Here is a 14,328-nt window from a genome sequence, read left to right as displayed (position 1 = left end):
CCGCGCGCGCCGCCCCCCGGGGGGGGACGCTCCCGCCCCCCCCCGCCCCCCTGGCCCCCCCCCCGCCCCCCCCCCATGGCACGGGGCGCGCCGTCGGGCCCCAGCCCCGCCGTGACGGCGTCCTCGTCGACTCCCGACACCACGACCAGCGGTTCGACGCCGGCCTGGCGCAGCACCTTCAGCCGGCCCGTGGAGGCCGACCCGAGTACCAGTCGGGTCACCCGGCGCTACCGGCGCATGTGGGTGCGCTCCAGCAAGGTGACGCGCTGCCAGCTGAAGATCGAGTACCGCAACTTGTCGACCGGGTGCCCCCACAGGTTGCGGTCGACGGGCCCGGGCTCGGGGGCACCGCCGCCGGCGCTGCCGACCACGGCGATCAGCGCGGCCAGCTCCTCATCGCTGGGGTTGCCCTTGAGCACCTCGAGGTGCGGCTGGAGCGGTTCCTGCTGGTCACTCATTCCGTCGCTCACAAGTTCGCTCCGCTCACTCGACTCACAGGGGAATGTTCCCGTGCTTCTTGGGCGGCAACTGGACGATCTTGCGTTCCAGCAGCCGCAGCGCGTTGGCGACGTACCCGCGGGTGTGCGACGGCGGGATGACCGCGTCGACGTAGCCGCGTTCGGCGGCCACATACGGGTTCACCAGGGTGTCCTCGTACTCCTGCTGCAGCTGCAACCGCAGCGCGTCCACGTCCTCGCCGTTCTTGGCGGCGGCCGCCAGCTGCGACCGGTAGACGAAGCCCACCGCACCGGAGGCGCCCATCACCGCGATCTGCGCGGTCGGCCACGCCACGTTGACGTCGGCGCCCATCTCCTTGGAACCCATCACGCAGTAGGCGCCGCCGTAGGCCTTGCGGGTGATCACGGTGATCTTGGCGACGGTGGCCTCACCGTAGGCGTACAGCAGCTTGGCGCCGCGGCGGATGATGCCGTTGTACTCCTGGTCGGTCCCCGGCAGGAACCCGGGCACGTCGACCAGCATGACGATCGGAATGTTGAAGCAGTCGCAGGTCCGCACGAAGCGGGCGGCCTTCTCCGAGGCGTTGATGTCCAGGCAGCCGGCGAACTGGGTGGGCTGGTTGGCCACGATGCCGACCGGGCGGCCCTCGATGCGGCCGAACCCGACCACGATGTTGCCGGCGTAGCCGGACTGCACCTCGAGGAACTCGTCGTCGTCGAGGATGCGGGTGATCACCTCGTGCATGTCGTACGGCTGGTTCGGCGAGTCCGGGATCAGCGTGTCGAGCTCGAGGTCCTCGTCGGTCAGGTTGTCCTCGATCGGGCCCTCGGCGACCGGCGCGGCGTAGCGCGGCGGGTCGGCGTAGTTGTTGGGCGGCAGGTAGCTGAGCAGGTCACGCACCCAGTCGAAGGCGTCCTGCTCGCCGGAGGCGACGTAGTGCAGGGTGCCCGACTTGGCCATGTGGGTGTGGGCGCCGCCCAGCTCCTCCATGGTGACGTCCTCGCCGGTGACGGTCTTGATGACGTCGGGCCCGGTGATGAACATCTGGCTGGTCTGGTCGACCATGACGACGAAGTCGGTGAGCGCGGGGGAGTAGACGTGGCCGCCGGCGGCCGCGCCCATGATCAGCGAGATCTGCGGGATCACGCCCGAGGCGATGATGTTGTTGTGGAAGATCTGGCTGTACAGGCCCAGCGACACCACACCCTCCTGGATGCGGGCCCCCGCGCCGTCGTTGATGCCGATCAGCGGCCGGCCGGTCTTGATGGCCAGCTCCTGCACCTTGACGATCTTCTCGCCGTACACCTCGCCGAGGCTGCCGCCGAAAACCGTGGCGTCCTGGCTGAAGATGCACACCTCGCGGCCGTCGATGGTGCCGTACCCGGTGACCACACCGTCGCCGAGGGGACGTTTGTCGCCCATCCCGAAGTTGGTGCTGCGGTGCTTGGCCAGCGCGTCGAGTTCCACGAACGAGCCCTCGTCGAGCAGCGCGTAGATACGTTCCCGGGCGGTCAGCTTGCCCTTGGCGTGCACCTTCTCCACCGCGGCCTCGCCGACCGGGTGCAGGGTCTCCTCAGTGCGTCGCCGCAGGTCGGCCAACTTGCCCGCGGTCGTGTGGATGTCGATGGTGTGCTCGGCGGCGGGCTCGGCTGAATGTGCGGATGGCTCGGTAACGCTCGTCATGGGTGTCGAGCTTAGCGGCTCTTACCGAATTGCCAAGAATGCGGTGGGGCCTAGGTGCGGCGCGGGTTTGCGGCACTACCGGTCGCGGGTACGCGGCAGCTATGAGCCTTCGCGAATACCGGCAAAAACGACCGGCCGGGCGCAGCCCCGAGCCGCGCGGTCGGCCGGTAGCTAGCCGGGGTCGGCGCGCACCCCGGTTCGTGATCCAGCACCACGCCGCGCGCAGCGACCACTACGACTTCCGGCTCGAGATCGACGGTGTGCTGGTGTCCTGGGCGGCGCCCAAGGGGCCGTCGGTGAACCCGAAAGACAAGCGGATGGCCCGCCGCACCGAGGATCACCCGCTGGAGTACCAGGACTTTGAAGGCGTCATCCCGCAGGGCGAGTACGGCGCCGGGCCGGTCATCGTCTGGGATCACGGCAGCTACAGCAACGACAGCTCGCACGAGATGGCCGACGCCCTGGCGCGCGGGCATCTGTCCTTCCAGCTAGACGGCGAGAAGCTGCGCGGCGGTTTCGCGCTCACCCGCATCCGGCAGGGCCGCGACGAGACCTGGCTGCTGGTGAAAAAGGCCGACGCCGACGCCGATGCCCGGCGCCGCCCGCTGCGCACCCAGCCGGAGTCGGTGCTGTCCGGTCGCACCCTGGATGAGCTGCGATGAGTATCAAGGTCGAGGTCACCCACCCGGATCGGGTGCTGTTCCCCACGGACGGCATCACCAAGGGCGACCTGGTCGACTACTACGCCGAGGTGGCGCCGGTGATGCTGCCGCACCTGAAGGGCCGCCCGCTGACGCTGACCCGGTTTCCCGGCGGCATCGACGAGGAGGGCTTCGTCCAGCAGAACTTCGCCGCGTCGCTGCCGGACTGGATGAAGCGGGCCGATGTCGCCAAGAAGGGCAAAAAGGGCGCGACCGTGGTGCACCCGGTCGCGCAGCGCCGCGAGGCGCTGGTGTGGGCGGCCAACCAGGACTGCATCACCCCGCACATGTGGTTATCGCGGCAGCCGCGGCTGCACAACCCCGATCGGCTGGTGTTCGACCTGGACCCCTCCGACGGCGAGTTCGCGGTGCTGCGGGCGACGGCCCGCGCCGTGGCCGACATCCTCGACGACCTGGGCCTGGCGACGTACGTGCAGACCACGGGTTCGCGGGGGCTGCACGTGGTGACCCCCCTGCGCGGCCACACCGACTTCGACACCGTCCGGCAGTTCGCCCGCGACGTCGCCGAGCTCGTCGTCGCCGACGACCCGGGGCGCCGCACCCTGGAAGTCCGCAAGGACAAGCGCGCCGACCGGGTGTACCTGGATGTGCTGCGCAACGCCTACGGGCAGACGGCGGTGGCGCCCTACGCGGTGCGCGCCCGTCCCGGCGCGCCGGTGGCCACCCCGCTGGACTGGGAGGAGCTGAGTGCCCGCGGCATGCGGGCCGACCGGTTCACGCTGCGCGACGTGCCCAAGCGGATGTCCGAGCGCGGCGATCCCTGGGCCGACCTGCGCCGGCATGCGCGTTCGCTGACCCGCGCCCGCCAACGCCTGGCCAAACTGCGCGGTTAGGCCGCGGCGGCGCCCGCGTCGGTGACCTCCTTGACGAAATCGCCGATGTAGCGGATCGCGCGCCGCCCTTCGGGCAGCACGTCGGCGGCCAACGGAAAGTCGTGAATCTGCCCGTCCCACAGGTGCAGGTCGCAGCGCACGCCGGCCCGGTCCAGGCGCTGCGCCATCAGCTCGGCGTCGGGCAGCAGCAATTCGTCCGAGCTCGCGTGGATCATCACCGGCGGCAGCGCGGACAGGTCGGCGTCCACCGGGGAGGACACCTGCGGGTGGCTCAGGTAGCGGGCGAACACCGACAGCGCCCCACCGGGAAACATCGCACACCGGCGCGCGTTGCGGTGACCGAGCTTCGCGTCCGGGTCGGCGTCGGTCAGCGGCGACACCGTCGCCACCCCGGCCGGCGTGGCCAGGTTGCGGTCGATCGCGGCGAGCGTGGTCATGAACGCCAGGTAGCCGCCCGCGGAGTCGCCGGCGACGACGATCTGGTCGGGGTCGTAGCCGCGGCGCAGCAACCAGCGCAACCCGCTGAGGCCGTCGTCGATGGCATCGGCGATCCGGTGCGACGGCAACATCCGGTAGGCGACATTCAGGACGCCCGCATCGGCGGCCCGCGACAGCCGGGTCACCAGTGCGCGGTGGGTGTTGAGCCCACAGGTCAAAAACGCACCACCGTGCAGGTAGAGGATCGCGCGCGGCGAGGACCGCTTTGCCGGCCGGATCCATTCCGCGGTGCAGTCGTCGAGCCGCACCGGCTGGACCTTCGCTGAGGATCGGTACGGCAGCAGCCCGGCAAACCGGTCGACGGACTCGAACGGCCACCACAGATCCGGCTGCACCGCCCACGCGCGCACCGCGTTCTTCACGACGAACCGGCTGGCCAGCGCCACCGCAATCGACTGGGGGCTGTGCCGGTGATGCATCCAGCGCCTGATCACCGGGGTGCGGGCGATCATCTCGATCAACTCCTTATCGTTTGCTGACTGGATACCCGGCGGCCGCCGGCCGGGCACGTGCGTAATCTCACGTTTGCCCGGGCGCGAAATCGGCTACCCGTTTACTGAATTGCGTGCAGCGCGGCGCCCCGGCGGTAGCCTCCGCTGGTGGGTGTTGATGGCGTCCCGGAGCTGGGCCCCGAGGCCGCGGCCGCGCTGCGCATCGTGGCCCACTTCGACGAACTCGACGAGTCCGCGGCCGGCGCCGAGGTGGTGCTGCGGTCGGCCGCGTCGCTGGCCGACTGCGCGGTCGGCGCGCGGTGGGCGTCGGGCACGGTGATCCGCTGCGACGCCAACGGCCGGCTGGACAGCCCGACCGAATTGCCGCCGCTACACGGCGAACCCACGGTGTGGCTGGACCGCGGCGGTCCCGAGCAGGCGTTGGACCCGGTGCTGCTGGACCGGGTGCGCCGGACGCTACGGCGGGTGATGGCGCGGACCGGCACGGCCGCCGCGCTGCAGATCGGGGATCCCGCGCTGCTGGAAGTGGTGTTATCCGACAACCAATCACCGGCGGAACGGGCACGCGCGATCCGGCTGCTCGGTCTCGATGAGACCCGCGAGGTCCGGGTGCTGGCGGTGTCGGCCGGTTCGCCCGCCGAGGCGCTGCGCGTCGTCGTGCGCGAACTGGGTGACGAGCCGGTCCGCTCGGTCGCGATCGGCGCCGACACGGCGCTGCTGTGTTACAGCTCCGAGGATGCCCGGACCCTGTCGGATCGGCTGGACGCGGCGATCATCGCGGCGTTCCCGCCGCCGCTGCCCGTACACGTCGGCCGCGGTCCGTGGGTCGGGATCGGCGCCAGGACCACCGTCTTCGGGGCGGCGGCGTCCTGGCAGCAGGCCCAACGGGGACTGCGGTTCGCCTCGTCCACCCATTACGGGCGGCGGGCGGTCGCCTACGAACGCCTGAGCGTGCTGGAGTTGCTCGCCGACCTGCCATCAGAGCGGGTGCTGCGGCACCACGATGTGGCGCGGATCAACGCGATCGCGGCGAAGCCCGCCGGTGCGCACGACGTCGACACCACCGAGGCGTTCTGCGTACTCGGATCGCTGCGCCGCACCGCCGCCCAGCTGCACCTGCACCACAGCACGGTCGCGGCGCGCATCGCCCATGTGGAGGCGGCGATGGGCTGGGATCTGGCTGACCCGATCGATCGGTTCACGGCCACGCTGGTGCTCGTCGTGCGGCGCATCGCCCTCTCGTCGGCCGAGCTCACCGGCGCCGACCCGACAAATGTCGGCCGAAGTCGCTGAGCTAGCCGACGTATGGCGGATGACCGGGGTCGCCGTGGCAGTGATGATGATCACCGAACCGCCGAGACAAGGAGTTTTCAACCGTGGCCGTGATCGACCCCAGCCGGACCTGGGCACCCTTGGAGAAACGGTTGGCCGTGACCACCGACCAGCGCCATCGGGCCGCGCTGGAAGTGGTGATCGAGCACATGAAGGGCGAAGCCGCGCCGGACCTCGACCGGGTGATGGGGACGCTGAGCGCCGCGCCGGATTACCACTTCTGGATGGGCGGTGCCGATGTCGGCCCGAAGACCACCGACGGCGTGCGCACCTACTACATGAACTTCATGGCGACCCACACCAACGTGTTGGAGTTCGCGATCGACCGCCTGGTGGTCGACGACGACTGCGTGGTCACCGAAGGGGACATGAAGCAGCTGTACCCGGGCGCCCTGGCGACCGCCATCCTGGGAGTGGAAGTCGAGGATCCTGACGCCGACTACCTGGTGGTGTACCGGCAGGTGCTGCTGTGGCCGATCGATGCCAGCGGCAAGATCGTCGGTGAGGATTCCTACTTCGCCGGCGTGCGCAGCGTGACCCCCGTGGCCCGGGAGGACCTCCCGCAGCAGTACCTCGATCTCGTTCACGCGCCGGCCTGAATGCGTACCGACATCGCGACGATGCTGCTCGACCGGCTCGGCGACGCGCACCTCGGGCTGCGCACCCGGGACCGGGACTGGACCTGGGACGAGGTGGTCCGCGAATCCGCCGCCCGCGGCGCGCTGGCGTCGGCGCTGCGCCGCGACGGCCCGATTCACATCGGGGTGCTGCTGGACAACGTGCCCGACTTCGTGTTCTGGCTGGGCGGCGCGGCCCTGGCCGGTGCGACGGTGGTGGGCATCAATCCCACCCGGGGTGCGGCCGAGCTGGCGGCCGAGATCGCCCACGCCGACTGCCAATTGATCGTCACCGACACCGGCGGGATGCAGCGGCTGGCTGCCCTGGACGTTCCGCTGGGCCCGGACCGGTTCCTGGTCGTCGACGACCCCGACTACCAGCGGCGTGTTGACGCTCACCGCGGCGAACCCGCCGTCGCCCCCGGAGTCGGGGAGCGGTCGCTGCTGTTGTTGCTGTTCACCTCCGGAACCACCGGCGCATCCAAGGCGGTCAAGTGCAGCCAGGGCCGGTTGGCCCGGATCGCCGAGATGGCCACCGCGAAGTTCGGCCACGTGCGTGACGACGTCGACTACTGCTGCATGCCGCTGTTTCACGGCAACGCGTTGATGGCGCTGTGGGCCCCGGCGCTGGCCAACGGCGCCACCGTGTGTCTGACGCCGACGTTTTCGGCGTCCCGGTTTCTGCCCGACGTGCGCTATTTCGGCGCGACGTTCTTCACCTACGTCGGCAAGGCGCTGGCGTATCTGATGGCCACCCCGGAACACCCCGACGACGCCGACAACACGCTGGTCCGCGGGTTCGGCACCGAGGCGTCCCCGGACGACCAGGCGGAGTTTCGTCGCCGGTTCGCCGCCGAACTGTACGAGGGCTACGGCTCCAGCGAGGGTGGTGGCGCGGTCGCCCACGACCCGGACGCGCCGCCCGGCGCGCTGGGCCGCCCCGCGCATCCCGGGGTGGCGGTGGTGGACCCGGACACGTTGACCGATTGCGTCGCCGCGGTTTTCGACGAGCACGGCCGGGTGCTGAATTCCGACGCCGCCGTCGGCGAGATCGTCGACAAGGCCGGGTCGCTGTCCTTCGAGGGCTACTACAAAAACGACGCCGCCGACGCCGAGCGGATCCGCCACGGCTGGTATTGGACCGGTGACCTCGGCTACCTGGATGCGGCCGGATTCCTGTACTTCGCCGGGCGCCGCGGCGACTGGATCCGGGTGGACGGCGAGAACACCTCGGCGCTGACCATCGAGCGGGTGCTGCGCCGCCATCCGGCGGTGATCACCGCCGCGGTGTACGCGGTGCCCGACCCCCGCTCGGGGGATCAGGTGATGGCCGCCGTCGAGGTCGCCGACCCCGACGGCTTCGACACCGCCGAGTTCGCCGACTACTTGGGCGGCCAACAAGACTTGGGCCGCAAGGGCATTCCGCGGTTCCTGCGACTGTCCAAGAGCCTGCCCGTCACCGGCTCTAACAAGGTGCTCAAACGCGAACTGCAGGCCCAGCGGTGGCACACCGACGAACCGGTGTATCGGTGGGCGGGGCGCGACGCACCGCTCTATCACCGGATGAGTGACGACGACAAACGGTCGCTGGACGCCGAGTTCACCCGGCACGGCCGGCAACGCTACCTGGTGGGAGAAACACCGTGATCCGTGAAATCGACAGTGGCGCACCGATGACCCGCTTCGCCCGGGGCTGGCACTGCCTGGGCTTAACCGAGGCGTTCCGCGACGGGCAGCCGCACGGCGTCGACGCGTTCGGCACCCGGCTGGTGGTGTTCGCCGACTCCGCCGGGGCGCTGCACGTGCTGGACGGCTACTGCCGGCATATGGGCGCCGACCTGTCTCGCGGGTCGATTAAGGGCGACACCCTGGCGTGCGCGTTTCACGACTGGCGGTGGCAGGGCGCGACCGGGCGCTGCGTGCAGGTGCCCTACGCCAAGCGGGCACCGCGGCCTGCCCGCACCCGCCGCTGGCCGACCTGCGAGGTCAACGGTCAGCTGCTGGTGTGGCACGACCCGGAAGGCTCGGCGCCGCCGCCGGAACTGACCCCGCCGGCCATTGAGGGCATCGACGCCGGCGTGTGGTCGCCGTGGCAGTGGAACTCGGTGCGCATCGACGGCGCGCATTGCCGCGAAATCGTGGACAACAACGTCGACATGGCGCACTTCTTCTACATCCACCACGCCTACCCGACCTACTTCAAAAACGTGATCGAGGGCCACACCGCCAGCCAGTTCATGGAATCGCGGCCGCGCCCCGACGGTGCCGGCTACGACAAGCTGTGGGAGGGCACCTATCTGCGGTCGGAGGCCACCTACTTCGGGCCGGCCTACATGATCAACTGGCTGCACAACGACCTGGGACCGGATTTCACCGTGGAGATCGCGCTGATCAACTGCCACTACCCGGTCACGCACAACTCGTTCGTGCTGCAGTGGGGCGTCGCGGTGCAGAACATGCCCGGGCTGCCGCCGGACAAGGCCGCCAAACTCGCCGCGGCGATGAGCCGGTCCTTCGGGGACGGGTTCCTCGAAGACGTCGAGATCTGGAAACACAAGACCCGCATCGACAACCCGCTGCTGACCGAGGAAGACGGCCCGGTTTACCAGCATCGCCGCTGGTATCAGCAGTTCTACGTCGACCTCGCCGACGTCACCGCCGACATGACCGACCGGTTCGAGGTGGAGGTCGACACCACCCACGCGTTCGGGGTGTGGGAGCGCGAGGTCGCCGCGAACCTGGCGGGGCGCCCGTAGGGGCCGGCACCCATCGGGCCCGCCTGTCACACGCGTCACGGCCGGCCCGCCGGTCATACGCGTCACGGCCGGCCCGCCGGTCGCACGCGTCACGGCCACGGCCCCATATGGCGATGCGTCCGCGTCTCAGCGACAAAACGGTGTTCGCCCGTCGTTGATTCTGCGTTCAGGGCGCAAGCCACTCGACCTTCTGCGCCATAGGCGCAGCGTCAACGTGGCCCTCGCGTCGACACCGGAGCGATCAACGCCATTACCGGCGTCGGTGTTGTCGCTCAGACGCGGACGCACGCACATATGTACCTCCGCCGTGACCCGTGTGGCGGGTGGGATTGCCGACCTGGACGCGGCAACCTGTCCACGCCACCACCGGCATCAGTAGGCTGGCTGGACATGGACGCCCACCCCCCGCTCGACACCGCCGCGCTGCGCGAACAGCTGGTCGGGCCGTGGCGCCGGCTCGACGTGGTCGAGGAAACCGGATCCACCAACGCCGACCTGCTGGCCCGGGCCGCCGCCGGCGAGGACATCGACGGGGCGGTGCTGCTGGCCGAACACCAGACCTCCGGCCGGGGCCGGCACGATCGGCAGTGGTCGACCCCGCCGCGCAGCCAGGTGGCGCTGTCGGTCGGGGTGGGCGCGGCCGCGGTCCCGACCACCGGATGGGGCTGGCTGACACTGGCCACCGGGGTCGCGGTGGCCGACGCGCTGGGCCAGGTCGCCGGGATCGACGCCGGCCTGAAATGGCCCAACGACGTCGTCGTCGGGGACGGCAAACTGGCCGGGATTCTCGCCGAGGTGGCCGCGCCCAACCCGGTGATCGTGATCGGCCTGGGCCTCAACGCGACGATGACCGCCGCCGAGGCGCCCGAGCACACCGCGGCCACGTCGCTGACCATGCTGGGGGTGGCCGCCGACCGCACGGCGCTGGCCGCGGCGGTGCTGCGACAGCTGGCCGCGCGGATCGACGCGTGGCGCAGCGCCGGCGGCGCCGACGAAGCGCTGCGGGCCGACTACCGGCGCTACAGCGCCACCCTGGGCACCCGGGTACGGGCCAGCATGCCCGGCGACCGGCAGATCGAGGGCATCGCCGAGGCGATCGACGAGCTGGGACGACTGCGCATCGACACCGGAGCGGGCGTGGAGACGGTGTCGGCCGGGGACGTCACGCATCTGCGTCCCGGCGTTTAAGGTGCAGCCGTGGGCTATCCGGAGAACGTCCTGGCCAACGATGAGCAGGTGGTGCTGCACCGGCATCCGCACTGGAAGCGCCTGATCGGGGCGGTGCTGGTGCTGCTGCTGGCCAGCGCGCTGGCGGCGTTCGCCGCCGGGTTCGTCAGCACCCGGGCCTGGGACCCCACCGCCAAAAACGTCATCTTCGCGGTGATCGGCGTGATCTGGGTGGTGGTGGTCGGCTGGCTGTCGGCCGGGCCGTTTCTGGGCTGGCTCACCACCCATTTCGTGATCACCGACCGGCGGGTGATGTATCGGCACGGGGTGTTGACCCGCAGCGGCATCGACATCCCGCTGGCTCGGATCAACAGCGTGGAGTTCACCCACCGCCTGATCGACCGGATGTTGCGCACCGGCACCCTGATCATCGAGTCAGCGGCGCAAGATCCGTTAGAGTTCCACGACATTCCGCGGGTGGAGCAGGTCCACGCGCTGCTGTATCACGAGGTCTTCGACACCCTGGGGTCCGAGGAATCGCCCAGCTGAGCGAGCCGGTTCCGGCGGGACCGCCAGCCCCGCAGCAGCGTGACCGAGCCGCCGTTTTCGAGGTTGTCGTGCAACACCTCGGCCATCCCGCCGGCGGTCAGCGACTCCAGCGCCTTATCCGGGTTGCGGCCGCACTCGTCGGGGAACACCCAGCGCCTAAACGCCCAGAACCTAAACGCCATCTGTAGCAGATTGCCGATGATGTAGGCCGAGATGAAGTCGGCGATGTTCTCCACCGTCAGCGATACCGTCGGAACCCGCAGCTGCAGCACGTAGCTGGAGAACCACAGCGGCGCCATGGACAGCAGCACGCCGACCCCGCTGAACGCGAAGAACAACAGCGCCTCGTGATGACGCTCCCGGCCACCGCGGTCCTTGAAACTCCACTCCCGGTTCAGGATGTAGGACGCGATCACCGCGACAATGCCGGAGATGACTTTCGCGGTAACCGGCTTGGGCTCGAGGATCGTCAGCTTCAGCGTGTAGAACAGCGCCGAGTCGATGACGAAGGTGGTCCCGCCGACGATGGCGAACTTGATCAGCTCATGATGACGCTCGGCCAGTGGGCGGATCGGCCCTGGCAGGCGTGAAATCGTGGCGTCGGTGAATGACACAACACGCCATCCTACGTACTTCGGCCTACCCGTGCGTAACAACGGTGGCACCGCCGTCAAATAGCCGTGGCCGGCTGCGGTCGCCCGCCATGACACCATGTTTGTCGTGTCGCGTCCCCCCACCGTTCCGCCCTTGGTCGCCATGATCGGCGGCGGTCAGCTCGCCCGGATGACCCATCAGGCCGCGATCGCCCTGGGTCAGACCCTGCGGGTGCTGGCCGTCGACGCCGACGACCCCGCCGCCCAGGTCACCCCCGATGTGGTGATCGGCTCCCACACCGACCTAGACGACCTGCGCCGCGCCGCCGACGGGGCGCACGCGTTGACCTTCGACCACGAGCACGTCCCCACCGAGCTGCTGGACAAGCTGGTCGCCGAGGGCGTCAACGTCGCGCCGCCGCCGCAGGCGCTGGTGCACGCCCAGGACAAACTCGTCATGCGCCGCCGGCTGGAGGCGCTCGGCGCGCCGGTGCCGCGCTACGCCGGAATCGAGCGCCTCGACGACCTGGACGCGGTGGACGCCCTCGTCGCCCAGGTCGGCGGCCCGGTGGTGGTCAAGGCCGCCCGCGGCGGATACGACGGTCGCGGGGTGGCGATGGCCGACGACGCGGCCGCCGCCCGCGCGGCCGCCGAACGCTACCTGTCTTCGGGGGTGGCCGCGGTGGTCGAGGAGCGGGTCGCGATGCGCCGCGAACTGGCGGCGCTGGTGGCGCGGTCGCCGTTCGGTCAGGGCGCGGCGTGGCCGGTGGTGGAGACAGTGCAACAAGACGGGATCTGCGTGGTGGTGATCGCCCCGGCGCCGGACCTGCCCGAGCCGCGCGCCGCGCAGGCGCAGCAGCTGGCGCTGCGGCTGGCCGACGAACTCGGCGTGGTCGGCGTGCTGGCCGTCGAACTGTTCGAAACCACCGACGGCGAACTGCTGGTCAACGAGCTGGCGATGCGGCCGCACAACTCCGGGCACTGGACCATGGACGGCGCGGTCACCAGCCAGTTCGAGCAGCACCTGCGGGCGGTGCTGGACTACCCGCTCGGCGACACCGACGCCACCGTGCCGCTGACGGTGATGGCCAACGTGCTGGGCGCCCCGCAGACCCCGACGATGACCATCGACGAGCGGCTGCACCACCTGTTCGCCCGGCTGCCCGACGCGCGGGTCCACCTGTACGGCAAGGGCGAGCGTCCGGGCCGCAAGATCGGCCACATCAACCTGCTCGGTACCAGCCCGGAGGAGTGCGTGAACCTGCGCGAACGGGCCGAACTGGCGGCACACTGGTTATCGCACGCAGAGTGGACCGACGGATGGGACCCGCATCAATGACCCCCGCGCCGGCGACGATGCAGTGGGGGCACCCCCAGGCGCGCAGCGCCGAGGGGGCCGAAGCGATGAGGAGGAGCGGCGCATGACCCCGCAGCCGCGCGTCGGCGTGATCATGGGCAGCGACAGCGACTGGTCGGTGATGGAAGACGCCGCGGTCGCGCTGGCCGAATTCGACGTGCCGTTCGAGGTCGGGGTGGTCTCGGCGCACCGCACCCCGCAACGGATGTTCGACTATGCGCGCGGGGCGGCCGACCGCGGCATCGAGGTGATCATCGCCGGCGCCGGCGGCGCCGCGCACCTGCCCGGCATGGTCGCCTCGGCCACGCCGCTGCCGGTGATCGGGGTGCCGGTACCGTTGGCGCGGCTGGACGGGCTGGATTCGCTGCTGTCCATCGTGCAGATGCCGGCCGGGGTTCCGGTGGCCACCGTGTCCATCGGCGGGGCCCGCAACGCGGGCCTGCTGGCGGTGCGCATCCTCGGCTCCTCGGACGCGGCGCTGCGCGCCCGGATGACGGCGTTCCAGGATCAGCTGGCCGACACCGTGCTGGCTAAGGACGCGGCACTGCAGGGTAAAGTTACCGGCGAGTAGCTTAAGGAGGGCAAGATGTCTGGGTGGGGTGGGAATCCGTCGTTTGATGTGTTCCGGTTGCCGGAGGAGCACGATGAGCTTCGGGCGGCGATTCGGGCGTTGGCGGAGAAGGAGATCGCGCCGTATGCCAAGGATGTTGATGAGCGGGCCCGGTTTCCCGAGGAGGCGTTGGCGGCGTTGAACGCGTCGGGGTTTAATGCGGTGCATGTGCCCGAGGAGTACGGGGGGCAGGGCGCGGATTCGGTGGCCGCGTGCATTGTGATCGAGGAAGTGGCGCGGGTGGACGCGTCGGCGTCGTTGATTCCGGCGGTCAACAAGTTGGGCACGATGGGCCTGATTTTGAGCGGGTCGCAGGAGCTTAAGGCGCAGGTGTTGCCGTCGTTGGCGTCGGGGGAGGCGATGGCCTCTTATGCGCTCTCGGAGCGGGAGGCCGGTAGCGATGCGGCGGCGATGCGCACCCGCGCGAAGGCCGATGGGGATGACTGGATTCTGAACGGGTCCAAGTGCTGGATCACCAATGGCGGTAAGTCGACGTGGTACACGGTGATGGCGGTGACCGACCCGGATCTGGATGCCAACGGGATCTCGGCGTTCATGGTGCACCGCGACGACGAGGGCTTCTCGGTGGGGCCTAAGGAGCACAAGCTGGGGATCAAGGGGTCGCCGACCACCGAGTTGTATTTCGAGAACTGCCGCATTCCGGGGGATCGGATGATTGGGGAGCCGGGCAGCGGGTTTA

Annotated in this window: 14 protein-coding genes and 2 pseudogenes; 11 read left to right on the top strand and 5 right to left on the bottom strand. The window is 69.9% G+C overall.

Annotated features, from left to right (window positions below):
* Nucleotides 1-83: 83 nt before the first annotated feature.
* The 3 genes and pseudogenes from BKN37_RS27990 to BKN37_RS20600 all read right to left on the bottom strand — a co-directional run.
* Nucleotides 84-221: pseudogene (locus BKN37_RS27990) on the bottom strand (septum formation inhibitor Maf); the annotation flags it as partial.
* A 6-nt stretch (nucleotides 222-227) separates the two neighbouring features.
* Entirely contained in the window at nucleotides 228-458 is a 231-nt protein-coding gene (locus BKN37_RS20605) for an acyl-CoA carboxylase subunit epsilon (protein WP_071028821.1), read from the bottom strand.
* Between the two features lie 34 nt (nucleotides 459-492).
* Entirely contained in the window at nucleotides 493-2,142 is a 1,650-nt protein-coding gene (locus BKN37_RS20600) for an acyl-CoA carboxylase subunit beta (protein WP_071028820.1), read from the bottom strand.
* 101 nt (nucleotides 2,143-2,243) lie between these two features.
* On the opposite strand from BKN37_RS20600, the gene BKN37_RS20595 reads away from it, so the two are divergent.
* Together BKN37_RS20595 and ligD are read left to right on the top strand one after the other, a co-directional pair.
* Complete coding sequence (locus tag BKN37_RS20595; RefSeq protein WP_071028819.1) at nucleotides 2,244-2,804, top strand: DNA polymerase ligase N-terminal domain-containing protein; 561 nt, start codon at nucleotides 2,244-2,246, stop codon at nucleotides 2,802-2,804.
* Nucleotides 2,801-3,697 (top strand): non-homologous end-joining DNA ligase, encoded by an 897-nt coding sequence (ligD, locus tag BKN37_RS20590; protein WP_071028818.1) that lies wholly within the window; start codon nucleotides 2,801-2,803, stop codon nucleotides 3,695-3,697. Before BKN37_RS20595 ends, ligD begins: the two co-directional genes overlap by 4 nt.
* On the opposite strand, the gene BKN37_RS20585 is transcribed toward ligD, so the two are convergent.
* Entirely contained in the window at nucleotides 3,694-4,647 is a 954-nt protein-coding gene (locus BKN37_RS20585) for an alpha/beta hydrolase (RefSeq protein ID WP_071028822.1), read from the bottom strand. The two genes, ligD and BKN37_RS20585, sit on opposite strands and share 4 nt — an antisense overlap.
* A gap of 147 nt (nucleotides 4,648-4,794) precedes the next feature.
* Between BKN37_RS20585 and BKN37_RS20580 the strand changes: the two genes are divergently transcribed.
* The 6 genes from BKN37_RS20580 to BKN37_RS20555 all read left to right on the top strand — a co-directional run bounded on the left by BKN37_RS20580 (nucleotide 4,795) and on the right by BKN37_RS20555 (nucleotide 11,068).
* Nucleotides 4,795-5,940 carry a PucR family transcriptional regulator gene (locus BKN37_RS20580; protein WP_095407155.1) on the top strand — a complete coding sequence of 382 codons (1,146 nt, stop codon included), beginning with the start codon at nucleotides 4,795-4,797 and terminating at the stop codon, nucleotides 5,938-5,940.
* Nucleotides 5,941-6,023: 83 nt separating this feature from the next.
* Entirely contained in the window at nucleotides 6,024-6,578 is a 555-nt protein-coding gene (locus tag BKN37_RS20575) for a hypothetical protein (RefSeq protein WP_071028816.1), read from the top strand.
* Entirely contained in the window at nucleotides 6,579-8,243 is a 1,665-nt protein-coding gene (gene casI / locus BKN37_RS20570; protein ID WP_071028815.1) for a steroid-22-oyl-CoA synthetase, read from the top strand.
* Between the two features lie 26 nt (nucleotides 8,244-8,269).
* Nucleotides 8,270-9,352: a 3-ketosteroid-9-alpha-monooxygenase, oxygenase component gene (locus BKN37_RS20565; RefSeq protein ID WP_071028814.1), complete on the top strand. Its 1,083-nt coding sequence runs from the start codon at nucleotides 8,270-8,272 to the stop codon at nucleotides 9,350-9,352.
* Nucleotides 9,353-9,742: 390 nt separating this feature from the next.
* Complete coding sequence (locus BKN37_RS20560; protein ID WP_071028813.1) at nucleotides 9,743-10,540, top strand: biotin--[acetyl-CoA-carboxylase] ligase; 798 nt, start codon at nucleotides 9,743-9,745, stop codon at nucleotides 10,538-10,540.
* 9 nt (nucleotides 10,541-10,549) lie between these two features.
* Nucleotides 10,550-11,068, top strand: coding sequence for a PH domain-containing protein (locus tag BKN37_RS20555; protein WP_071028812.1), 519 nt, complete (start codon nucleotides 10,550-10,552; stop codon nucleotides 11,066-11,068).
* Here BKN37_RS20555 and BKN37_RS20550 read toward each other — a convergent pair.
* Nucleotides 11,023-11,682 (bottom strand): GtrA family protein, encoded by a 660-nt coding sequence (locus BKN37_RS20550; protein ID WP_071028811.1) that lies wholly within the window; start codon nucleotides 11,680-11,682, stop codon nucleotides 11,023-11,025. The genes BKN37_RS20555 and BKN37_RS20550 overlap by 46 nt on opposite strands.
* Before the next feature lie 97 nt (nucleotides 11,683-11,779).
* Between BKN37_RS20550 and BKN37_RS20545 the strand changes: the two are divergent.
* The 3 genes and pseudogenes from BKN37_RS20545 to BKN37_RS20535 form a co-directional block, all read left to right on the top strand.
* A pseudogene (locus BKN37_RS20545) lies at nucleotides 11,780-13,085 on the top strand (5-(carboxyamino)imidazole ribonucleotide synthase); the annotation flags it as partial.
* Nucleotides 13,083-13,589, top strand: a complete 507-nt coding sequence (gene purE / locus BKN37_RS20540; RefSeq protein ID WP_071028809.1) for a 5-(carboxyamino)imidazole ribonucleotide mutase — start codon at nucleotides 13,083-13,085, stop codon at nucleotides 13,587-13,589. The pseudogene BKN37_RS20545 and the gene purE, both read left to right, overlap by 3 nt.
* A gap of 15 nt (nucleotides 13,590-13,604) precedes the next feature.
* Nucleotides 13,605-14,328 (top strand): acyl-CoA dehydrogenase family protein (locus tag BKN37_RS20535; RefSeq protein ID WP_207547274.1); only part of this gene is annotated, 724 nt, incomplete at its 3' end.

This window comes from Mycobacterium talmoniae, assembly GCF_001854525.1.
GTDB classification, from domain to species: Bacteria; Actinomycetota; Actinomycetes; order Mycobacteriales; family Mycobacteriaceae; genus Mycobacterium; species Mycobacterium talmoniae.
Note: the sequence above shows the minus strand (reverse complement) of the source record. Positions and strands in the feature narration are given on the sequence as shown.